We start from the raw sequence: 21,718 nt of genomic DNA on the forward strand, positions 1-21,718 counted from the left end.
ACTTTTTTTCCGGATGCCGACATGACTGCCCTGAAGAACGACCGTTTCCTTCGCGCCCTGCTCAAGCAACCCGTAGACGTCACCCCTGTGTGGATGATGCGTCAGGCCGGTCGCTACCTGCCGGAATACCGCGCCAGCCGTGCCAAGGCCGGTGATTTCATGAGCCTGTGCATGAACCCGGAGTTCGCTTGCGAAGTCACCATGCAGCCACTCGACCGCTATCCGCAACTGGACGCGGCGATCCTCTTCTCGGACATCCTCACCATCCCGGACGCCATGGGCCAAGGCCTGTACTTCGAAACCGGCGAAGGTCCACGCTTCAAGAAAGTTGTCAGCACGATGGCCGATATCGAAGCCCTGCCGATTCCTGACCCGCACAAAGACCTCGGCTACGTGATGGACGCGGTCAGCACCATTCGCCGCGAACTGAACGGCCGTGTGCCGCTGATCGGTTTCTCCGGCAGTCCATGGACGTTGGCTACCTACATGGTCGAAGGCGGTTCGTCGAAAGACTTCCGCAAGACCAAAGCCATGCTCTACGACAACCCGCAAGCCATGCACCTGCTGCTGGACAAGCTCGCGCAGTCGGTCACGTCCTACCTCAACGGGCAGATCATGGCCGGCGCGCAAGCGGTACAGATTTTCGACACGTGGGGCGGCAACCTCTCAGCGGCGGCGTATCAGGAATTCTCCCTGGCCTACATGCGCAAAATCGTCAGCGGCCTGATCCGCGAACACGAAGGCCGCAAGGTTCCGGTCATCCTGTTCACCAAGAACGGCGGCCTGTGGCTGGAAAGCATCGCCGACGCGGGTGCTGATGCGCTGGGCCTGGACTGGACGTGCGACATCGGCAACGCCCGTGATCGCGTCGGCAACAAGGTCGCGTTGCAAGGCAACATGGACCCGACGGTGCTCTACGCCAAACCGGAAGCCATTCGCACCGAAGTCGGCCGGATCCTCGCCAGTTATGGCAAGGGCAGCGGTCACGTGTTCAACCTCGGACATGGCATCACCCCGGAGGTCGATCCCGAGCATGCGGGTGCGTTCCTGCGCGCGGTGCATGAGTTGTCGGCGCAGTATCACGAGTAGTCATACCCGCGTTTCATCAAGCCTGTCCGGTCAACGCCGGACAGGCTTTTTTTATGCCTGAAAAACGTATGCCAGCCTGATGCGTTTTCATCTGTAAGAAATTTCTCTCTCTTTGTCAGATGAGTGAAGAGAGAGATCAATCCTCATGTAAGCGAAGACTTGTCCTACATAGAAAACGCGTTCATCCCGGTAAGGTTCCAGCCCTTCGTTTGGTGCCGCACACCGAGCGGCACTACGAACAGTGGCGCCCGCAAGGCGCCTTAATTTTCGATAAGTAGTCTGGAACGCAGTGATGAAAAAAAAATTCCACAAGGGAGGTGCACTAACCGCATGCGCCTCTCCAATGATCCTGTTATCGGCAATGTTGGCGTCTCAAACTGTTGCTGCCCATGGCTATCTTGAAGTGCCACCTTCGCGGGCATTGCTTTGCCAGAAAGGCTTGAACACCCACTGTGGCCCCGCGCAATACGAACCTCAAAGTGTCGGCGAAACGTTCAAAGGCTTTCCGGCGGGTGCAGGTGGTGCTCCTCTGCAAGGGCCGATCGACGGCAAGATTCCGAGTGGCGGTCATCCATCGTTCTCCGCGATGGATGCCCAGTCCGCCACCCGTTGGCATCTGACGGAAATCAAGGACCGCAACATCGATTTCCAATGGCGCTACACCGCGGTTCACCCGGCAACCAAACACGAATACTTCATCACTCGCAACGGCTGGAATCCGAACGAGTCGCTGAAACGGGCCACCTTTGAAAGCACGCCGTTCTGCACCATTGAGGGTGGTAATCAGAAGCCTGGATCGGGTGACAAGCACAACTGCACCATCCCGACAGACAAGTCCGGCCAGCATGTGATTCTGGCGGTCTGGACGGTTGGAGACACCGACGCAGCGTTCTACAACCCGGCCGATGTGAACATTATTGCCGAAGCAGAGTTGCCGGGCGGCTGGTCTTCCGTTGGCGGTATCGCACCGTCGACCGAATTGCTGATCGGCGACAAGGTCAAGGCCCGTGCATTCTCCGCCAATGGCGTTAGCCCGGATTACGACGTGGAAATCGCCATCGCCACTGCCGAAGAAGGCTTGCCAAACAACTGGGCGTTCAAACTGGCAGAAAAGATCAACGCCACTCACACCCTCATCCGCGCCGGTATTCGTGGTGAGAGCGGCAACATCGAACCGGTCCGGGGTAACAACACCCTTTATGCCCAAAAAGAAAGCGGCGTGACCCGTTTCGAAGTTCAACTGGACATGAAGGAAGACGCTGCAGCACGCATGTCGGTAGCTTCTCAGCAAGCTGAATACGTTCTGGAGAAAGGCCTGGCCAAGGTCGGTTTCAGCATGATCTCCAATCGCAAGATGAACGTTGAAGCGACCTTGTTCGATGAGAACAACAAGCCGGTCGGCACCACCTCTGCACAGGTGGACAGCGGCTCGACGACGTTGACCCTGGATGTGCGCAGTAACCCTGGCCAACACACGCTGACACTGGTCGGCACCACCCTGGATGGCCGTACCACTCGCCAGGATACCCAGCCGACCAACATGACCGGTGAAGGCGCTGGCGTCGAGCATGACTTCGTGTTCCCTGAAGGCCTCGGCGAATACACCGCCGGTACCAAAGTGCTGCAACCGAAGACCAACGAAGTCTTCGAATGCAAGCCGTTCCCCGAGTCCGGCTACTGCAAGCAATACAGCCCGACCGCCAATGGTTTTGAACCTGGCGTAGGGGCGCACTGGCACATGGCGTGGGACAAGCTTTAAGCCCGCCGTAACCCTTCAGGCGATCCGCGAATGGATCGCCTGAGGGTTCATCCTCTTGTAGAAAATCGAGTTGAAAAATGACGGTTTTGGGTTATTCCACCCAACGCGTACGGCTGCACTGGTTATCGGTGGCACTCATCGCCTGGACCCTGATTTTCGGCTTTTATGTGGCCCGCGTTCGAAGTGAGCGACTCGAGTGAGCAGGCGCTTGAGCACACTCTGCCTGCTGGTTATGTCCGCAGGTTACGCAACGTTTCTGGCGTGGCAGGAGTGGGGTTTTCGCAAAACTCTCGCCCCGCCGTTGTCGTTCGCTGCGACCTTGCCGGCGCCAACGCCCCGTGCGCCCCTCGATACCACAGCGGTCGCAACGGTGCTCGGTCTGGCGACTGAAACCTCGTTGCTGCCCAGTGCCGAAGCGCTGACCTTGCAGGCCAGTTTTGTCCTCGACACAGGCTTGTCCAGAGCGTTGCTGGCGGACGCTCAAGGCTCACGGATTTACCAGGTGGGGGATCAGTTGCCGGGCGGCAGCGTCCTGCGTCGCGTCGAGGTGAATCAAGCGGTGTTGTGGAACAAGGGTCGAGAAGAGGTGCTGACGTTGCAGAGCTCTTCCGGGAGTTTCCTGCGCCAACTCGACTCGCCATCCCAACCACCGACACCGGTCAGTTCTACGCGTTTTCTACGCCCTCTTTCCGGGCAGTCAGAGTGATCACACCCATGAACAGCTTCATCGGCGCGTATCCCTTGCGCATCCTTCTTTTTCTGGTCGCTTTGGCGACGACCTTCTTTCATGACACGTTGCAAGCCGAGGAAGAAAAATGGCAACTGGCGATGAACAATGCCGAGTTGCGCGACATCGTCGAAGAAATCTCGAACATTCTCGGGACCACAGTGGTGCTCGACCCCAGAGTCTCCGGGCGCATCACCGTCATGTCCCGCCAGGCCCTCGATCGCGAGGGCGTTCGCCGGTTGTTTTATTCGGTACTCGATGCCCATAACTTTACGGTGATCGACGAAGGTGACCGCATTCTGATCACGCCGGTCACCGAAGCGAAAACCCGTGCAGGCCAGAGCACCGCGACAAACGTCACGGCATCGCAGTTCGTCACCCGGGTCATTGAATTGAATACCAGCAGCGCCTCCGATATTGCCGGACTGGTCCGGCCGCTGGTGTCGGTCAATGGTTACGTCGGCCCGTCGGTGTCGGCGAATGCGCTGGTCGTCACCGATACGGCTGCCAATGTGGGTCGTATTGCCAAGGTTGTGGGTCAGCTGGATGCGGGGCAGAACAACCTGCATGCCGTGGTGCAGATGCATCACGCCCAGGCCGCCGACGTGATGACGATCATTGAGTCTTCACTGGGCAAGCGCGCCGCCGATACGTCGATCCAGGTGCTTGCCGACACCAGGACCAATCGACTGATCCTCATTGGTCCACCGTCGGTGCGTCAGCGCCTGATCGACCTCGCACGCAGTCTCGATACGCCTGCCACTGCATCCCTCGACAATGCCCGGGTCATCCGTTTGCGCCACAGCGATGCCAAGCAATTGGCCGACGTTCTGGAAATGATGGGGCAGGGCCGAAAACAGGCATCGAACCTGGGCGCCGTGAAGGATGGCTCGTCCGGCGCGACGTTCATGATCAAGGCCGACGAAAGCCAGAATGCGCTGGTGCTGATCGCCGAGCCCGCGCAAATCCGCACCATCGAAAACATCGTGCGCCAGTTGGACCAGCCCCGGGCGCAAGTGTTGATCCATGCCGCTATCGTCGAAATCTCGGGAGACATCGCCGAAGCCGTAGGCGTGCAGTGGGGCATCAGCAGCGGCGACGCGAAAGGCTTTATCAACTTTCCCGGCACCGATATTCCGATCATTGGCGGGCTGACTTTCGACGAGAAAAAATCGGCGCCGGAAGGCGCACTCCTGAAACTGGGCAATGACCGTTTTGGCGCGTTGATTTCGGCGTTGGCCAGCAATACCCATAGCAATCTGCTTTCCACGCCGAGCCTGTTGACCCTGGACAATCAGGAAGCGGAAATCATCGTCGGCCAGAACGTACCGTTCAAGACCGGGTCCTACGCCACCAACAGCAACGGTGCGGGCAACCCGTTTACCACCGTCGAGCGCAAGGACGTCGGCATCAGCCTGAAGATCAAGCCGTACATCAACGAAGGTTCGACGTTGCGCCTGGAAGTGGAGCAGGAGGTGTCGGACATTGCGCCGTCGGTGTCAGGAATCGATTCTTCCGACCTGATCACCAACAAGCGTGCACTCAAGAGCACCATTCTCGCCGACGATGGCGAGATCATCGTGATCGGCGGTTTGATCCGCGACAGCGTTCGTACCCAGCAAAGCGGCGTGCCGCTGCTGCGCAATATTCCTTACCTGGGCGCGCTGTTTCGCTGGACCCGGGATACGCAAACCAAAAGCAACCTGATGGTCTTTTTGCGGCCCACCATCGTGCGCAGCAAGGAAGATCTGGCGGATGTAAGCCAACAGCGATACGACGCGCTGCGCAAGCTGAGCCAGCCGGGGGCGCACGGGAACAACTCGTTATTGCTACCGGCAGAATCGCGCCAGTTGTTCGACCCGGCCCCTGATGCGCCGGTGTTTGATTTGCGCAAGCAGACCCCGGTTTCGCCATGAGCGAAAAAATCGAACAGTTGCCCTTCGGTTTCGCTCGGCGTTTCGGTGTTTTGCTGGCGAGCGAGGGGCCCGATTCGAGCCTGGTGCTGCGAGCCGATACGCCGCTGACAGCCCTGTCGGAAGCACGCCGGATGTGCGGGTGGAATCTGCCGATCCAGGTGCTGGATGCAGAGGTCTTCGCAGCACGTCTGGCCGCTGCTTACCGTGATGGTCAAAGCGCGGCGGAGCAGGTGGCCCAGGGCCTGGATGACGAACTGGATCTGCTCAGCCTTGTCGATCAGGTCCCGCAGACCGCCGACTTGCTGGAACAGCAGGGCGACGCGCCGATCATCCGGCTGATCAACGCCCTGCTCAGCGAAGCCGTGCGCGAGCAGGCCTCGGACGTGCACCTGGAAACCTTCGAGCACACTCTGTCGGTGCGCATGCGGGTCGACGGGCAGTTGCGCGAAATGCTCAGGCCGCGGCGTGAATTGGCGACGTTGCTGGTGTCGCGGATCAAGGTCATGGCGCGTCTGGACATCGCTGAAAAACGTATCCCGCAGGACGGTCGAATGGCCCTGCGACTGGCCGGGCACGAAGTCGATGTGCGGGTCTCGACATTGCCGTCGGCGCACGGTGAGCGGGTGGTGCTGCGGTTGCTCGACAAACAGGCCGGGCGCCTGGAGTTGCAGCGACTCGGCATGCCGCCCGACACCCTCGCGGCGTTGCGCCAGTTGCTCGGAAAACCCCACGGCATTCTGCTGGTGACCGGGCCCACCGGCTCCGGCAAGACCACCAGTCTGTATGCCGCGCTGAGCAGCCTGAATGACCAGACGCGCAACATTCTGACGGTCGAAGACCCCATCGAATATCACCTGCCGGGTGTTGGGCAGATGCCGGTCAATCCGAAAGTGGACATGACCTTTGCCCGAGGCTTGCGGGCGATTCTGCGTCAGGATCCGGATGTGGTGATGGTCGGCGAAATCCGTGATCGCGAAACGGCGGAAATCGCCGTCCAGGCCTCGCTGACCGGGCACCTGGTGCTCTCGACGCTGCACACCAACAGCGCGGTGGGCGCAGTGACACGGCTGGTGGACATGGGGGTTGATGCCTACCTGCTCGCGTCGTCGCTGGTGGGCATCCTGGCTCAACGTTTACTGCGTACGTTGTGCCCGCATTGCAAGGCGTCGTTTCGCGCCGATGCGGCCATGTGTCAGGGTCTCGGGCTCGATGTGGCGGCGCCACCGCAGCTCTTCAGCGCCGTGGGGTGTGAGCAGTGCCAGCACGGTTATCGCGGGCGTATCGGGATCTACGAACTGATCAGCGTCACGCCGGCCGTGTCGACGCTGATTCATCAGGGCGCCAGTGAGCAGGCGTTGATCGATGAGACGCGCAAGGTCTCCCGCAGTTTGTTTCAGGACGGTCGGCAACGGGTGCTCGACGGCGTGACCAGCCTTGACGAGTTACTGCGCGTGACTCAGGAGGACTAGCGAGTGCCGACGTTCGAATACCGCGCTGATGATGCCCAGGGCCGACGCTGCAAGGGCCGACTGGAAGCCGACAGCCCGCGTCATGCACGACAGCTGATGCGCGAGCGCGGTTTGTGGCCGCGTGAATTGAATGAGGTCAACACGGGCGGCGCTACCGGTGCGCAACCGCGCAGTGGGCGGCTGGGGGCGGCAGAACTGGCGCTGTTGACGCTGCAGTTGTCCACGCTCGTTCAGGCGGGTCTGCCCCTGGAAGAAGCACTGGAAGCAGTGACCAGACAGAGCGCCAGGCGCAAGGTCGCCGGCCTGTTGTCGGCGGTCCGCAGCCGGGTGATGGAAGGGCATGCCCTTTCAACCGCGCTGGGGCTGTTTCCCAAGGCGTTCCCCGAGTTGTTTCGCGCCACCGTCGCGGCCGGCGAGCGTTCCGGGCACTTGGGTCATGTGCTCGAACAGCTGGCGGCTTACACCCAGGCGCGCCAGGCATCGCGGCAGAAAATCCAGATGGCCTTGGTCTACCCGATGATCCTGATGCTGGCGAGCGTGGCGATCGTGGGTTTCCTGCTCGGTTATGTGGTGCCGGACGTGGTGAAAATCTTCGTCGACAGTGGCCAGCCGTTGCCTTGGCTGACGCAGGCGCTGATCGGGTTGAGCGACGGTCTGCGTAACCATTTCCTGGCATTGATGGGCGTGCTGGCGACGTTGATCGGCCTCTGGCGCTGGAGTTTGCGCCAGCCGCCCTGGCGCCTGCGCTGGCATCGCCTGGCCTTGAAGCTGCCGGTAGCCGGTGAGGTGCTGCGGGCGATGGAAGCCGCGCGGTTTGCCAGCACCCTGGCGATCCTCGGCAAAAGCGCCGTGCCGCTGGTGGACGCGCTGGAAATCGCTGCCGCTGTCATCGGCAATCTGACCATTCGTGCGCGCATGGTCGATGTCGCCCGCTCCGTACGTGAAGGCGGAACCCTGACCCGGGGCCTGGAACTCAGCGGCGATATCCCGCCGATGATGCTGCACATGATCGCCAGCGGCGAGCGCGCGGGCGAACTCGATCACATGCTGGTAAGGGCCGCCGAACAGCAGGAAAACAGCCTGGCGGCGCGCATCGCGCTGGTTGTGAGCCTCTTTGAACCGGCCATGCTGGTGCTGATGGGCGGCGTCGTGCTGCTGATCGTCATGGCCATTCTTCTACCGATACTCAGCCTCAACCAATTGGTGAATTGATCCATGCAACCTCTACGCAGCAACTCGCGCCGCGGGCAACGCGGTTTTACCCTGATCGAAATCATGGTGGTGGTCGTGATCATCGGCGTGCTGGGGGCCATCGTGGTGCCGCAGTTCATGAGCAGGCCCGACCAGGCCAAGGTCACCGCAGCAAAAATTGATATCCAGGCCATTGCCACCGCCCTGGAAATGTACCGCCTCGACAACTTCCACTACCCCTCGACGCAGCAAGGGCTGGAAGCCTTGAGCAAACGTCCTTCGGGCCTGCCGGCGGCGAGGAACTGGAACCCTCAGGGTTACCTGAAAAACCTGCCGGTCGACCCGTGGGGCACGCCCTATCAGTTTCTTAATCCTGGTGTGCAGTCGATCGACGGCAGCTACGACTTGTATTCCCTGGGCTCCGATGGCGTGGTGGGCGGCGAAGGGCATGCGACCGATATCGGCAATTGGGGCGACTGATTCATGCGCCAACGTTGCCGCGGGTTTACCTTGCTCGAGTTGATGATCGTGATCGTTGTGATCGGCGTGCTGCTGTGCATGGTGAGTCTGGTCGGCGGCCCGAATCCGGTGCGTCAGGCGCGGCACGAGGCGCACGGGATGGCAGGTCTGATTCAACAGCTGCGTGAGCGGGCGGTGCTGGATGGCGAGGAATACGGCCTGCGGATCAGTGACAGCGGTTACCGCGCGATGCGCCTCGATGCTCGAGGCTGGGAGCCGGTGGCTGCGTTTTACAAGTGGCCCGACACCTTGCGGCTACACCTTGAACAGGATGGGCATTCCCTGATGCTGGGTGCCGATGAAGGACTGCCGCAATTATTGATGCTCAGCAGCGATGAAACCAGCGCCTTTACGCTGACGTTCGCGACCCGGGACAGCACGCTCCTGAGCCTTTCGAGCGATGGACTGGGTGAGGCAGTGATTGATGGTTAAGGGCCTGTCTCGGGCACGCACGTGTGGATTCACACTGCTGGAAATCATGGTGGCCCTGGCGGTCTTCGCCACACTGGCGGCGGCCGTGCTGTCGGCGAGCCAGTACGTGTTGAAACAGACCGGCGCGGTCGAGGAACGCCTCTTCGCCACCTGGTTGGCCGATAACCATTTGAACGAACTGCGCCTGCAACCGGGGCTGGCCCTCGGTCAACAGCAGCGCGTGGTGCATATGGATCGCCGCGACTGGCTGCTGCGCCAGCACATCAGCGCATCGACTGACCCGCGTCTGCTCAAGGTCGACGTTGACGTCAGCCTTTCCGGTCGCGAACAAACACTGCACCGCGCCAGCGGCTGGATACCTGATCGTCATGAATAGGCAATCCGGTTTCACCTTGCTGGAGCTGGTGATCGCCATGGCGATATTCGCTTTGCTCGGCCTGGCCAGTTGGGGCTTGTTCGATGGCGTCGTGCGTGCACAGCAGGGCACGACAGCCCACGAGCGTGAGTTTCGACGCCTGCAACGGGCGGTGGCGGTGATTGAGCGGGACGTGTTGCAGGTTACCGAACAGCCAGTCGTGCTCCAGCCAATGGGGCTGCAGTTGCAGCGCAGCCACTGGCGCAATCCTCTGGACCAGCCCCGCAGCGAGCGCCAGACACTGACGTACCGACTCGAAAACGGTGTGCTGTGGCGTGAAAGCCAAGGCGAGGGCACGCCCCTCATGCAACGGCAACGACTGCTCGACGATGTGCGGGACGTGAGCTGGCGTTTGTTTGATCGTCAAACCGGATGGCGCAGCGAGGGGCCGTCGGGGCGAGACGCGAAGGCACCGATGGCAGTGGAACTGCAAGTGTCGGCAGGCCGTTTCGAGGCGATCCGTCGGGTGTTGCTGTTGCCGGGCGTCTTGCCATGAACGGGCGTCAACGGGGCATCGCGCTGATCAGTGTGTTGCTGGTCATGAGTCTGGCGTTGTTGATCACCAGCGGCATGCTGCGCAGTCATCGACTGTCGTTGCAAGGCAGCGGGCAAGCGATGCATTACGTTCACTTGCGCCAATTGGCGGGTGCCGGTGAAACCTGGGCGCTATTACAGCTACAGGACGCCGCGCGTGCTTCGCAACAAAACGTTGACCTGACTCAGGACTGGGCGCGGACGGCGCCCGACTTCGACATCGAGGGCGTGCAGTTGCGCGTCGATATCGAAGACCTCGCCGGGCGATTCAATCTCAATTCATTGTTGACCCAGGGTCAGATAGATCAGGTCACCCTTGATCGTTGGGGACGCTTGCTCGAGCTACTCGATCTTGCGCCGCTGCAATTGAGTCAGGTCGGCGCATTACAAGAACTGAGCCAGCTGCGCCTGCTTCCAGGTGTCGACGGCCAGCTGTTGCGTCAACTGGAGCCCTGGGTCGCGGTGCTTCCCACAGAGGCCGCGCTGAACATCAACACCGCGCCTGCGCTGGTATTGAGGATGCTCGATGGCGTGGAAGCGACGACAGCCGACGCGCTGGTCCGTCAGCAATCGGCCACTGCATGGGCGAGCGTTCAGGCCTTTACTCAAGACCCGCTGCTCTCCGGCGCAGGCGTGAGCAGACATGGGCTGGGCACCGGCAGCCGCTGGTTCCGGATCACAGTGCAGGTCATTCAGGGCCAAAACCGTTTGCGCCTGGCCACTGATGTCGAGCGAGACCCCGACACGCACCAATTCAAGATCCTGCAAAGACGTCTTCTTCCTTCGAGTACCCATGAGATGCCGCGATGAACACTTGGCTTTACCTGACCGCCGAGGGCCTGACCGAGCCGTCGACCGACTGGCCGTGCTGCCTGTGGCCTTCGACCGGCCAACGCCAGTTCATGCCATTGAATCAAGCCGCGCAGTCACTGAACGGGCAGACGGTCGATCTGTTGTTGCCCATGGAAATGTGCAGTTGGGTGCGCAGCGATCCGTGGCCTTCCAGGCGTCAGCCCGCTGCGCAAGCCATCGCGTTTGCCGTAGAAGATCAACTGAGTGACGCGCTGGAGAAATTGCACCTGGGCATTGGCGCTCGCGACCGGGAAGGGCGCTATCCGGTGATGGTGATCGGTCGAGAGCGATTTGCCGCTGTGCTCGCGCTGCTGGCGGAGGCGGGGGTTGGCGTCCGTTCTGTCTTTGTCGATGCCGATGTGTTGCCCGGGGCCCAGGCGGTCGTCGTGCGCTGGTTCGGTCGATGGTTGCTTGGCGGCGCAATGCCGGCCCGCGTGGCGGTGTCGGATGACGGGTTGACCTCGCTGAGACCGGCATTGCCCTCGGATATCCGGTGGATCGACGAGCGTCACGATGCGGTCGATGTCGACCAGTGCCTGACCCTTCGCCACCCCCAGGCCATCAACCTGCTGCAAGGAGCATTCGCCCCACGCGGCAAACGTCTGCCCTGGCATTTCGGTGGATTGGCGTTACTGATGCTATTGCTGCTGACCTGGGGTGCCAGCGCCACGCGAATCCATTTTATCGAGGGTGAAACCCGGCGGCTCTACAGCCAGAACGAGCAGCGGTTCAAGGCCCTTTACCCTGACCAGAGCCGCATCGTAGACCTGGCGACGCAACTCAAAGTGCTGCAGAACCAGACCACCGAACCGGAGAAGACACGTATCGCCGGTTTGGTGGGGCTGATCGAGCAGGTCATCGGCGCGAGTCATGTTGAAGTTCAGCGTATCGAATTTCGTACAGGCGACGGCTGGAAAGTCCGGCTGACTGCCAACAGTTTTGCCGAGCTTGAGCAACTGCGTGAGCGCGGACGGCAGCAAGGTGTGCCGGTCAGGCTCGACAGTGCGAGCAGAGAGCGCAATCGGGTACAGGCGACATTGGTTGTGGAGGACAACTCATGAAAACCGTCTGGCAACGCCTGTCCAATCGTGAGCAGCGACTGCTGTTGGCCGTGGGCGTATTTTTGCTGGTTGTCGCGGTGTTCAGCCTGATCTGGCAGCCGACCCGTCAGCGTCTGGAAGCCGTCGAACGCGGTCATCAACAGCAACGGGCCTTGGCGGCGCAGTTGCAACGGGCGCAACCCCGAAGCACCGTTGCGGTCGTTGCTGACCAGCCCTTGTCGCTGCGTATCAGCGAAAGTGCCACAGCGGCGGGCCTCGAACTGCATCAGATGGATGCCGATAACGACTTGCTGCGTTTGACCCTCAGCGGTGATGCGAAGACGCTGCTGCAATGGCTGGATCGTGCTGAGCGGGATGGGGCTGTGGTGCAATCGCTGGTGCTGGAAAGGCGTGATGCGGTGCTTGAGGCGCGGGTGGTGCTCAGGTAGTTGCGGTGGGTTGGGATTGCCCACTGCGCAGGTGCCTGGGGGTTTTCACGAGCAGGCTCGCTCCCACAAGGGCCAGGGTCTAAACCTGTGCAGCCCCCGGCAACGGCGGTAATTTTGCCAGTTTCAACGCGATCAACAACGCCACCACCAGCAACGCACCGATAAACAACCCGATCCCGTTCCATCCGCCCAGGTGCCAGAACACCCCGCCCGCTGTGCCGGCGATGCTCGACCCGGCGTAGTAGCTGAACAGATACAGCGACGAAGCCTGCCCCTTGGCTTTGGTGGCGCGGCGACCGATCCAGCTGCTCGCCACTGAGTGAGCGCCGAAGAAGCCGAAGGTGAAAATCAGCATGCCGATGATCACCATGGGCAGTGGCGTGAACATCGTCAGGGCCAGGCCGGCGAGCATCAGCACGATGGTGGCCCAGAGCACCTGGCGTCGGCCCAGCTTGTCGGCCAATGCACCGATTTTCGCCGAGCTGTAGATGCCCGACAGGTACACCACCGAGAGCAGCCCGACGAAGGCCTGGTCCATGTGGTACGGCTCGGCCAGCAGGCGATAACCGATGTAGTTGAACAGCGTGACAAACGCGCCCATCAGCACAAAGGCTTCGAGAAACAACAACGGCAGGCCGGCGTCGCGAAAGTGCATGGTGAAGCCGTCGAGCAGGCTGCGCGGGTGCAGTGAGCGGGCGCGGAAGTTGCGCGATTCGGGAAGGATTTTCCAGAACACCGCCGCCGCGATCAGCGCCAGGCCGCCGATCACCAGCATCGCCGTGTGCCAGCTGACGAAGTCGATCAACACCCCGGTGATCAAGCGTCCGCTCATCCCGCCGATGGCATTGCCGCCGATATACAGGCCCATCGCCAGGCCGATGTGTTGCGGATGGATCTCCTCGCTCAGGTACGTCATGGCGACCGCCGCCAGGCCGCTCAACGACAACCCGATCAGCGCGCGCATTACCAGCACGCCGTGCCAGCTCGGCATCATCGAACTGGCGATGGTGCACAGCGCCGCGGCAAACAGCGCCGTCACCATCACCGGTTTGCGCCCGACACGGTCGGAGATCGGGCCGGTGATCAGCAAGCCGATGGCGAGCATGCCGGTGGCCACTGAAAGAATCAGACTGCTCTGCGCCGCGTTGATGGAGTATTCGTGGGACAGCAGCGGCATCATCGGCTGCACGCAGTACAGCAGCGCGAAAGTCGCGAAGCCGCCGGAGAACAGGGCCAGCACCGTGCGCATGAACATCGGCGTGCCTTTTTCGATGTAGATTTCCTTGAGCTCAGCCACGGCATCATCCAGCGCGGCGGGCGGAACTTCATGGGCGAGTGGGGCGACAGCAGTTTTCACGTCAGACCTCGGGGCAGGCAGCCGGTCAGGCAATGAAAAAAGCATATAGCTGCCTAATGATTCAATCCAATATATTGTTCGACCTGTTTAAGAGGTTTTGCGACCTAATGGGGTTTTCATGGAATTGCGTCACCTGCGCTACTTCATTGCCGTCGCCGAAGAACTGCACTTCGGCCGCGCCGCCCAGGTGCTGGGCATCTCGCAACCGCCGTTGAGTCAGCAGATTCAGGCGCTGGAGCAGGAGGTCGGCGCACGATTGTTCGAGCGTACCAATCGTCGGGTCGAGCTCAGTGAAGCCGGGCGATTGTTTCTGGAAGAGGCGCGGTTGGTGCTGGCGCAGGTCGACAAAGCCGCGGATGTGGCGCGACGGGCGCAGCTCGGTGAGTTGGGCGAACTCAAAATCGGTTTCACCTCGTCGGCACCGTTCAACTCGACCATCCCTCAGGCGATTTTTTCATTTCGCCAGCGTTTTCCGGCGGTGCACCTGAACCTGCGGGAAATGAGCAGCACCCAGGTGGCCGATGCGCTGGTGGACGAGTCGATCGAAGTCGGGATCATGCGCCCGTTAGGTTTGCCGGATTCGCTCAGCGTGGTGGAGCTGATGCGCGAACCGCTGGTGGCGGTGCTCAGTTCCAAGCATCCGCTGGTGCAGGACAGTGAAGCGGGATTGTTCCTGTCGGCGTTGGCGCTCGAACCGTTCGTATTTTTCCCGCGCAGTTATGGCAGTGGTCTGTATGCGCAGTTGCTCAGTCTGGCGCGGGACGCCGGTTTCAGCCCGCACTTTGCCCAAGAGGCGGGTGAGGCCATGACGATCATCGGTCTGGTGGCGGCGGGGTTGGGGGTGTCGGTGTTGCCGGCGTCTTATCAGCGGATGCGGATTGATGGCGTGGTCTATCGGCCGTTGCTCGACCCGGAAGCGGTTTCAGCGGTGTGGCTGGTGCAGCGCAAGGATCAGAAGTCGCCGATGGCCAAGGCGTTTGTGGAGTTGTTGACGCGTAAGGTAGAACCCCTCCAATCGTGACCGAACACAAACCTGTAGGAGCCGGCTCCTACAGTTTTTGCTTCGTGTCAGCGGTGGTTGTGGGACGTTTCCTAAGACGTGTTCCGGGAGGCTACAGCAGCTTGCGGCAGCGCCTACAACTACGCCAGAATCCGCCGGCTTGTGCGCTTTGGGGAGCATCGGTAACTTGATTCGTGTCACTGATTCCCAGTGATCGGGTTTAGTAGCCCGGTTTTCCTTCCCAAAAAAATGCACAAGCGTCGATCAGTCAGGCATACGCCTGCACTTGATGGTAGCTGTGCGCATGGCGCCCTTGGGTGCGCCGGATTTGGGTCGGTGTCCGGTCTACTAACTTGCGTACAGCTGCCACCCTTCCGTTTAGTAGCGAGACAGGTTGCAGCACTACTAACAGGAAGACCTTCCCAATGTCCAAGCCAACTCCGAATCCGCCGGATTCCGATCCGGTCACTCCATCCGTATCAACAGATTCCGAAACACGCCAACCAAGCAAAATCTTCCTCGTCGCCCCCGACATCGACAACCAGACCCTACTCGAATACGCCTGTGAATCCCTGGCATCTGCCAACGTCATGGCGAGTGATTTCGCGAGGTATCTGGAAGGATCGCAAAGCAACACACTGCTGGGCATTCAACAGTCGATCATGCTCGGGGAACTGGCGGTGAACCGGGTGCTGGATAACCTTGACCCACCCTAGCTCAGCACTCGATTGATCGTTCCGAGAGGTGATTGTGAGGAGGCCATCGCCGAAAACTCAAGGTTGCTCACTGAGTGCTTCACACTCGGGAATCGGCGATGGCTTGGGACTGCCAAGGCACAGCGAGTACACCTGCTCCCAGTCTGCTTCAATTTCATCGAAGGGTACCCACGGCTTGGCCACCGAAAGAGTAATGAGATAGCGTTCTTCGGTCGGATTTCTGGAATCACTAAACTGTCCTAGAAGCAGCATTGCTTGATACTTGTCTCCTGCCTGCCAAAAGGATCTCCCTGATCGCTCACTGTCCCGAAGCCAAGCTCGCCATTCGGGTGTATCGGCGATGGTGGGGTTGCTCCGCAGGCCCCTCGCCACCCAGCCTTTTTCGCGCCATTGGTTCTGTAAGTCGAGAACGACCTTAAGGGCATCGTCGAGCAGCAACGGTTCTATTTGAGGGGACATGCGGATGTCGTCAATGACATTGTCGTCGAACCCAACCGTGAAAAAGCGAGCCAGAGGCGTGACGAACCCGAACTGCGGGTCGATGAATCGCATTCGTGCATCCACCATAGGAACTCCGAGCCACAGGTGCCCACGGATTAACGGGCTAAAAGAGGCTGAAGAGCGATTACGCATCTCTTCATACGTTCCGCCTATCTTCACGGCGACTTCCGGTTCATCCCACAAAGGCTGTCTCAGTTGGTGTATGGCGGCCAGCGCCAAAACAGCCAGAAGCAACCAGCCTGCTCCTCGGCGCCAGCTGCGCAAGTTCATGCCTCGCCACCGGAGGCGATTTCTCGAATCGACTGCTCTAATGCCCCTCGGTTGCTGTCGTTTAGCATCTCATCGAACCTCGCCGCCGCCCGGAGTACGAAAGGCATGCGCTGCTTGATGTTCGACAAGTCCGCCAGCGGGTTGGAACTAAAGCCGATGGTGCGTTCGTCCTTAACGCTTTGGCATTGGCTCGTGAGGGTCAACTCGATAGCCTGAGCCACGCCAGAGGGAAAACCGGTCACGTAGGCAGCATGATTGGTACGCAGCAAGGCCACCAATTGCTGGTCCTCGTAAATGGCCGGCTGGAGGATATTGCGCTGCTCATGCCACGCCAGAAACTCCACGCTTTGGGCAATATCCCCTTCATCAATCAACTCGAAAGCACGAATGATTTCCTGATGAAATTGTCCAAAGCGGAGCTTTTTCTGCCCCGCAGGCCAAAGCACTGACCACTTCGGATGTCCGTAAATCCCCGCTCGCGCTTCCAGACATTTCTTCAACTCCTTCAAGCCTCGCTTCGCATAGAACTCATGCAGCGGGAAAATATCCAGAAACAGCGTGGTGTTCCCCAGTGCCATCATGTCGTACACATGCCGGAACTGTTGCTGCACCAACGACAAGTCATTTCCCTTGAAACGGAGATCTACGGACGGAACCGGGTTACGCGCATCGGCTTCTTTGTAGTCACGCAGCGCTTCGGCCTGTTCGGCCATCCTGTCAGCTGTAAACAACCCGAATTCACTACGGCTATCTCGCACGCGCTGTCGGGATTGATGTTCCGCGCCAATATGTCCAATGGTGTCCGCCGCATGCAGCAGTCCGCAGCCAACCTGCTTGGAAGCAAATGCAGCAAGCCCGGCCCACTGAAACCGCGAATCATGCAACCACAGCCGGGCATAGGCTGCGTTGATCACTCGGTTGCGTTCCACCGGATCAGCAATCAGCACGCCGCCAGGGGCAACGATGTCTTCGGCTTGGCGTTGGTAGATGCGCCAAAGGCATGCGCACGTGAGGATGGGGACCTTGGTCACCATGGTCTTGACGCCGTAAAGCAGTTCTTCTTTGCATTCACAGTCAGCAACGGGCGTGCTGTTGTGGTTCAGGCGCTGATTATCGCTGGGGTGTTCTTTGAAGCATTGGGTCATGGCTGGAGGGTCGCTTGTCAGGAAATGCCTGAACCCTAACAGCCATAAATCCCGCCCAGATCACGCGGACCCAAAATCAGACGTCACTGGCAGACGAGATGCGCAAAGTGCGAGGAAATTACGATGAAGCGGGTAGGAAATATCCTCAAGTGCCTCGTTCATCGTAGGAAATCCATGTTTCTTGCTGTGGTGAATCAAACGATTGCTGCAGGCGGCGATCGTTTGATTTTGCTTAGGCCCACCGCCGAAAAATCAACGACGTATTAACCCCGCCAAACGCAAAATTATTGTTCATCACATACTGATTACTCATCTGCCGAAACTCGCCGCGCAGGTAATCGAGCTTGCCGCAATTGGGATCGACTTCATCAAGGTTGAACGTGTGCGCGTACAGGTTGCTGTTCATCATCTCGATGCTGAACCAGGACTCTAAAGCACCGCAGGCGCCGAGTGTGTGGCCGAGGAAGCTCTTCTGCGAACTGATCGGCATGTGCTCACCGAACAGCGAACTGGTGGCCAGCGTTTCGGCGATGTCGCCCTGTTCAGTCGCGGTGCCGTGACCGTTGACGTAGCCGATGTCCGACGGTTGCAACCCGGCGTCTTCCAACGCCAGTTCCATGGCCCGGCGCATGGTGGACTGCTCTGGACGTGTGGTGTGCTGGCCGTCGGCGTTGCTGCCGAAACCGACGAGCTCAGCGTGAATGTGCGCGCCGCGCGCCAGTGCGTGCTCCAGTTCTTCAAGCACCAGCATGCCGCCGCCTTCCCCGATCACCAGGCCATCGCGACCGCTGTCGTAGGGGCGCGGGGACGTCTGTGGCGCATCGTTTTTCAGGCTGGTGGCGTAAAGCGCATCGAAGACCATGGCTTCGGTGGGGCATAGCTCCTCGGCCCCACCGGCAAGCATCAAGGGCAAACGCCCGAACTTGATCGATTCGTAGGCATAACCGATGCCTTGGCTGCCGCTGGTGCAGGCGCTGGAGGTCGGGATCAGCCGGCCGGTGAGGCCGAAGAAGATGCTGATGTTCGCCGCCGTGGTGTGCGGCATCATGCGCACATAGGAGTTGGCGTTCAGACCTTCGGCCACGGAGTTGAGCAGCATGTTGCCGAACGCCTTGATCTCGTCGGTGCTGCCCGTGGAGGAGCCGCAGGCGACGCCCATGCGGCCGTCCTTGATCGACTCGTCACCCAGCAAACCCGCATCGGCCAACGCCTGCTCCGCCGCGCCGACGGCCAGGCGCGAAACCCGGCCCATGCTGCGCAGTTGTTTGCGGGTCCAGTGGCTCGGTACCTTGAAGTCATCGATGGGCCCGGCCAGGCGTGTGTTGAGTTCGGTAAAGCGATCCCATTCGTCCATCCGGCGAATGCCGCTGCGGTTGGCCGCGAAGTTGGCGGCGATGGTTGCCCAATCGCTGCCCAATGAGGTGATGCCGGCCATGCCGGTGACGACGACGCGTTTCATCAGCACAGGCCTCCGTTGACGGCCAGCACCTGCCGGGTGATGTACGACGCTTCCGCCGACATCAGGAAATTCACCGCGCCGGCCACCTCTTCCGGGGTGCCCATGCGCTGTGCGGGGATCATTTTCATCAGTTCTTCCACTGGCACGTTTTCGTCGAGCATGGCGGTGTCGATCAAGCCCGGGGCGACACAGTTGACGGTAATTTTGCGCTTGCCCAGTTCGATCGCCAACGCTTTTGCCGCGCCGATCAAACCGGCCTTGGAGGCGCTGTAGTTGACCTGCCCGCGATTGCCGATCAACCCCGAAACCGACGTGATACAAACGATGCGTCCGGCGGCGCGACGACGGATCATCGGCATCATCACCGGGTGCAGCACGTTGTAGAAACCGTCGAGGTTGGTGCGCATCACCACATCCCAATCATCCTCGCTCAGCGCTGGAAAAGCACCGTCGCGTGTCAGGCCGGCGTTGAGCACCACGCCGTAGTAGGCGCCGTGGCTTTCTACGTCGGCTTCGAGAATGGCTTTGCAACTGGCGCGGTCGGACACATCGAATTGCAGGATGCGCGCGTTGCGGCCCAAGGCTTCGACTTCGATCTTCACGGCCTCGGCGTCTGCAAGACCACTGCGGCAATGCAGCACGATGTCATGCCCGGCCCGGGCCAGACGCAAGGCGATGGCGCGGCCGATGCCACGGCTGGAGCCGGTGACCAGTACGGATTCAGTCATGACCGGACTCCTGGGGTTTCATTAAGGTATTGGGCGGCTTGCGGCGGACGAAACACGTTCAGACGAGCGGTGGCGTGAATGCCGGGGGCGTTGATGTGGCATTCGAATACGCCCATGCCGTTGTCGTCTTCCAGCGAACGCATCCCGTGGATGGTCAGCTCGGTGCCGGCGGGAAAATGTTCGACGTTGCATTCAAATTTACGGGTGCCGAGCAGGAAGCCCAGCTCCACACCGTCGCCCCGCTGGCGCGCATGGCAACCGGCGAAGGCGGCCACGCTCTGCGCCATCAATTCGATGCCGACCCACGCCGGCAGGCTGCCGTCGGGCCGGTTGAACAGGCCATCGGGCTTGACGGTAAGGCGGGTGTGGATCTGCTCGTCATCGAACGCCAGGATCTGATCGATGAGGATCATGTCGCCAGCGTGCGGCAGCAGTTCGGCGAGCGGCCAGTCAATCATGGGGCGTCTCCGATAATCAGGCTGACGTTATTGCCCCCGAAGGCAAAGGAATTGCTCATCAGGTAGCGAGGTGCAATGGACGCCAGGCGATCGGCCGGGGTCACCCAATTCAGGGCCGGCAGATCGGGGTCGGGCTGGCCGTCCCAGACATGTGGCGGCAACGCAAGGTGTTGATTGTCAGCGCTCAGGCTCAACCAGCAGAACGCCGCTTCCAATGCGCCGGCCGCACCGAGGGTGTGGCCGGTCATCGGTTTGGTCGACGAACAGGGTACGCCGGCCGGGAACAATGCCGACACCGCCAGGCTTTCCATGGCGTCGTTGTGCTGAGTGGCGGTGCCGTGCAGATTCAGGTAACCGATCTGTTCAGGTTGCAGGCTCGCCCGGCTCAAGGCTTTGCGCATCGCCTGCAGGGCGCCACGGCCGGTCGGTTCCGGTGCGGAAATGTGGTGCGCATCGGAACTCGCCCCACTGCCCAACAGGGCAATCGACGGTTCGTCGCCAGCCACTTTCGTCATCAGGAACAGCACGGCGGCTTCGCCGATGTTGATGCCATGACGATTTACCGAGAACGGGTTGCAGCGTTGTTCGGACACTGCCTCCAGCGCCGAGAAGCCGTTGAGGGTCAGCTTGCACAACGTGTCGACGCCGCCGCACAGCACCGCGTCGCACAGGCCGAGGTCCAGCAGGCGTTGGGCACTCATCAGCGCCCGGGCGCTGGAGGTGCACGCGGTGGAAATCACATAGGCCGGGCCGCTGAGTTGCAGCCAGTCGGCAAGAAAATTCGCCGGTGCGCCGAGTTCCTGTTGCTGGTAGTCGTAATCGACAGGGAACTGATCCTCGCGGATGTAATGAGCCAACCCATGACTGGCTTCATCGATGCCGGAGGTGCTGGTGCCGAGGATCACGCCGATGCGATCACGGCCATAAGTCTGGATCGCTTGATCGATGTCGTCGCGAATTTGCAGCGCCGCTTCCAGCAGCAATTGGTTGTTGCGGCTGCTTTGTTTCGCCAGTTCCACAGGGATCGGCGCCAGTTCGCCGCGCACCGCGGCCACCGGCAACGAGCGTTCCGGCACCCAGCCGGCCTCGCTGCGCATGCCGGAGCAATCGCCGGCGAACAGGTTGTGTGCAACTTCCTGCTTGCTGCGGCCCAGGGCGCAGATCACCCCGAGGGCGTTGAGGTAAGCGGTCATGGCGTTTCACCGGTCAGGGGCGTGACTTGATACGTCGGACCTTTGGGCACGTTCAATTCAAAGCTCATCGGTTGTGAGTAACGGACTTCCCAGTGCGACGGCAGGGAACGTTGTGCGCCATGCTGCCAGGCGCCGGGATAGTTGCCCTGTAATTCATCTTTGGGCGTGAGCGCAAACAGCAACGCGGCGAACAACTCACGGGCTTCCGGATTCGGTGGCAGCAAGCCGTCAGCCTGCCATTTGCCGTCGATCAGTTTCTGACGTGCCTGTGGAATGCCCAGCAAATCCATCATCGACCAGCGAATGCCCGGGCCTTCACGCGCAATCACCAACACCCAATCCTGACGCTGGCCGTCCAGCAGCCGCTGGATGTGCAGTTGCTGTGGCAACGGCACGCTCGGGGTTTGCTCGGGCAAGGGCGCGTGGCTGGTGCAGGCGCTCAGCAACACGACCGCGCCGAGCAGCAAATATCTCAGCATGTATTTTGAGCGACTGACAA

Annotated in this window: 23 protein-coding genes; 15 read left to right on the top strand and 8 right to left on the bottom strand. The window is 60.6% G+C overall.

The genetic code is table 11. The annotated features are described in order from the left end of the window. Positions 1 to 21: 21 nt before the first annotated feature. From hemE to gspM, 13 genes are all read left to right on the top strand, one after another. Positions 22 to 1,089 carry a uroporphyrinogen decarboxylase gene (gene hemE, locus ACM6IQ_RS23230; protein WP_017336130.1) on the top strand — a complete coding sequence of 356 codons (1,068 nt, stop codon included), beginning with the start codon at positions 22 to 24 and terminating at the stop codon, positions 1,087 to 1,089. A 292-nt stretch (positions 1,090 to 1,381) separates the two neighbouring features. After that, positions 1,382 to 2,848, top strand: a complete 1,467-nt coding sequence (gene gbpA / locus ACM6IQ_RS23235) for an N-acetylglucosamine-binding protein GbpA (protein ID WP_414879944.1) — start codon at positions 1,382 to 1,384, stop codon at positions 2,846 to 2,848. A gap of 232 nt (positions 2,849 to 3,080) precedes the next feature. After that, complete coding sequence (locus tag ACM6IQ_RS23240) at positions 3,081 to 3,554, top strand: hypothetical protein (RefSeq protein WP_414879994.1); 474 nt, start codon at positions 3,081 to 3,083, stop codon at positions 3,552 to 3,554. An 8-nt stretch (positions 3,555 to 3,562) separates the two neighbouring features. Beyond that, a complete protein-coding gene (gspD, locus tag ACM6IQ_RS23245; RefSeq protein WP_414879945.1) occupies positions 3,563 to 5,491 on the top strand; it encodes a type II secretion system secretin GspD in 1,929 nt (642 codons plus the stop codon). Continuing rightward, the gene (gene gspE / locus ACM6IQ_RS23250; RefSeq protein WP_414879946.1) at positions 5,488 to 6,960 is read left to right on the top strand and encodes a type II secretion system ATPase GspE; all 1,473 of its coding nucleotides are present in this window, start codon (positions 5,488 to 5,490) and stop codon (positions 6,958 to 6,960) included. Before gspD ends, gspE begins: the two co-directional genes overlap by 4 nt. A 3-nt stretch (positions 6,961 to 6,963) precedes the next feature. Next, positions 6,964 to 8,172, top strand: coding sequence for a type II secretion system inner membrane protein GspF (gene gspF, locus ACM6IQ_RS23255; RefSeq protein WP_017336137.1), 1,209 nt, complete (start codon positions 6,964 to 6,966; stop codon positions 8,170 to 8,172). Positions 8,173 to 8,175: 3 nt separating this feature from the next. After that, positions 8,176 to 8,631: a type II secretion system major pseudopilin GspG gene (gspG, locus tag ACM6IQ_RS23260; protein WP_017336138.1), complete on the top strand. Its 456-nt coding sequence runs from the start codon at positions 8,176 to 8,178 to the stop codon at positions 8,629 to 8,631. Positions 8,632 to 8,634: 3 nt separating this feature from the next. Beyond that, positions 8,635 to 9,102: a type II secretion system minor pseudopilin GspH gene (gspH, locus tag ACM6IQ_RS23265; protein WP_017336139.1), complete on the top strand. Its 468-nt coding sequence runs from the start codon at positions 8,635 to 8,637 to the stop codon at positions 9,100 to 9,102. Next, the gene (gene gspI, locus ACM6IQ_RS23270) at positions 9,095 to 9,478 is read left to right on the top strand and encodes a type II secretion system minor pseudopilin GspI (protein WP_414879947.1); all 384 of its coding nucleotides are present in this window, start codon (positions 9,095 to 9,097) and stop codon (positions 9,476 to 9,478) included. The genes gspH and gspI overlap by 8 nt, the downstream gene beginning before the upstream one ends. Further along, positions 9,471 to 10,013, top strand: coding sequence for a type II secretion system protein GspJ (locus ACM6IQ_RS23275; protein ID WP_017336141.1), 543 nt, complete (start codon positions 9,471 to 9,473; stop codon positions 10,011 to 10,013). Before gspI ends, ACM6IQ_RS23275 begins: the two co-directional genes overlap by 8 nt. Further along, positions 10,010 to 10,861, top strand: coding sequence for a type II secretion system protein GspK (locus ACM6IQ_RS23280; RefSeq protein WP_414879948.1), 852 nt, complete (start codon positions 10,010 to 10,012; stop codon positions 10,859 to 10,861). The genes ACM6IQ_RS23275 and ACM6IQ_RS23280 overlap by 4 nt, the downstream gene beginning before the upstream one ends. Next, the gene (gene gspL, locus ACM6IQ_RS23285; RefSeq protein ID WP_414879949.1) at positions 10,858 to 11,964 is read left to right on the top strand and encodes a type II secretion system protein GspL; all 1,107 of its coding nucleotides are present in this window, start codon (positions 10,858 to 10,860) and stop codon (positions 11,962 to 11,964) included. Before ACM6IQ_RS23280 ends, gspL begins: the two co-directional genes overlap by 4 nt. Next, positions 11,961 to 12,392, top strand: coding sequence for a type II secretion system protein GspM (gspM, locus tag ACM6IQ_RS23290; RefSeq protein WP_414879950.1), 432 nt, complete (start codon positions 11,961 to 11,963; stop codon positions 12,390 to 12,392). Before gspL ends, gspM begins: the two co-directional genes overlap by 4 nt. A 79-nt stretch (positions 12,393 to 12,471) precedes the next feature. Here gspM and ACM6IQ_RS23295 read toward each other — a convergent pair whose 3' ends face one another. Continuing rightward, a complete protein-coding gene (locus tag ACM6IQ_RS23295) occupies positions 12,472 to 13,701 on the bottom strand; it encodes an MFS transporter (protein WP_414879995.1) in 1,230 nt (409 codons plus the stop codon). A gap of 166 nt (positions 13,702 to 13,867) precedes the next feature. On the opposite strand from ACM6IQ_RS23295, the gene ACM6IQ_RS23300 reads away from it, so the two are divergent. Next, positions 13,868 to 14,770: a LysR substrate-binding domain-containing protein gene (locus ACM6IQ_RS23300; protein ID WP_414879951.1), complete on the top strand. Its 903-nt coding sequence runs from the start codon at positions 13,868 to 13,870 to the stop codon at positions 14,768 to 14,770. A gap of 404 nt (positions 14,771 to 15,174) precedes the next feature. Further along, a complete protein-coding gene (locus ACM6IQ_RS23305) occupies positions 15,175 to 15,465 on the top strand; it encodes a DUF6124 family protein (RefSeq protein WP_414879952.1) in 291 nt (96 codons plus the stop codon). 57 nt (positions 15,466 to 15,522) lie between these two features. Here the strand turns inward: ACM6IQ_RS23305 and ACM6IQ_RS23310 are convergent, their stop codons facing one another. From ACM6IQ_RS23310 to ACM6IQ_RS23340, 7 genes are all read right to left on the bottom strand, one after another. After that, complete coding sequence (locus tag ACM6IQ_RS23310; RefSeq protein WP_414879953.1) at positions 15,523 to 16,236, bottom strand: hypothetical protein; 714 nt, start codon at positions 16,234 to 16,236, stop codon at positions 15,523 to 15,525. Then, entirely contained in the window at positions 16,233 to 17,381 is a 1,149-nt protein-coding gene (locus ACM6IQ_RS23315) for a DUF2515 family protein (protein WP_414879954.1), read from the bottom strand. The genes ACM6IQ_RS23310 and ACM6IQ_RS23315 overlap by 4 nt, the downstream gene beginning before the upstream one ends. A gap of 232 nt (positions 17,382 to 17,613) precedes the next feature. Next, positions 17,614 to 18,840, bottom strand: coding sequence for a beta-ketoacyl-ACP synthase (locus ACM6IQ_RS23320; RefSeq protein ID WP_017336150.1), 1,227 nt, complete (start codon positions 18,838 to 18,840; stop codon positions 17,614 to 17,616). Continuing rightward, the gene (gene fabG / locus ACM6IQ_RS23325; RefSeq protein ID WP_017336151.1) at positions 18,840 to 19,568 is read right to left on the bottom strand and encodes a 3-oxoacyl-ACP reductase FabG; all 729 of its coding nucleotides are present in this window, start codon (positions 19,566 to 19,568) and stop codon (positions 18,840 to 18,842) included. The genes ACM6IQ_RS23320 and fabG overlap by 1 nt, the downstream gene beginning before the upstream one ends. Then, on the bottom strand, positions 19,565 to 20,026 hold the full coding sequence (locus ACM6IQ_RS23330) for a hotdog family protein (RefSeq protein WP_414879955.1): 462 nt from the start codon (positions 20,024 to 20,026) through the stop codon (positions 19,565 to 19,567). Before ACM6IQ_RS23330 ends, fabG begins: the two co-directional genes overlap by 4 nt. Further along, on the bottom strand, positions 20,023 to 21,219 hold the full coding sequence (locus tag ACM6IQ_RS23335) for a beta-ketoacyl-[acyl-carrier-protein] synthase family protein (RefSeq protein ID WP_414879956.1): 1,197 nt from the start codon (positions 21,217 to 21,219) through the stop codon (positions 20,023 to 20,025). Before ACM6IQ_RS23335 ends, ACM6IQ_RS23330 begins: the two co-directional genes overlap by 4 nt. Continuing rightward, entirely contained in the window at positions 21,216 to 21,698 is a 483-nt protein-coding gene (locus tag ACM6IQ_RS23340) for a hypothetical protein (protein WP_414879996.1), read from the bottom strand. Before ACM6IQ_RS23340 ends, ACM6IQ_RS23335 begins: the two co-directional genes overlap by 4 nt. Positions 21,699 to 21,718 lie beyond the last annotated feature (20 nt).

It is taken from the genome of Pseudomonas sp. IT-P100, from assembly GCF_949767185.1.
Lineage (GTDB): Bacteria > Pseudomonadota > Gammaproteobacteria > Pseudomonadales > Pseudomonadaceae > Aquipseudomonas > Aquipseudomonas fluorescens_B.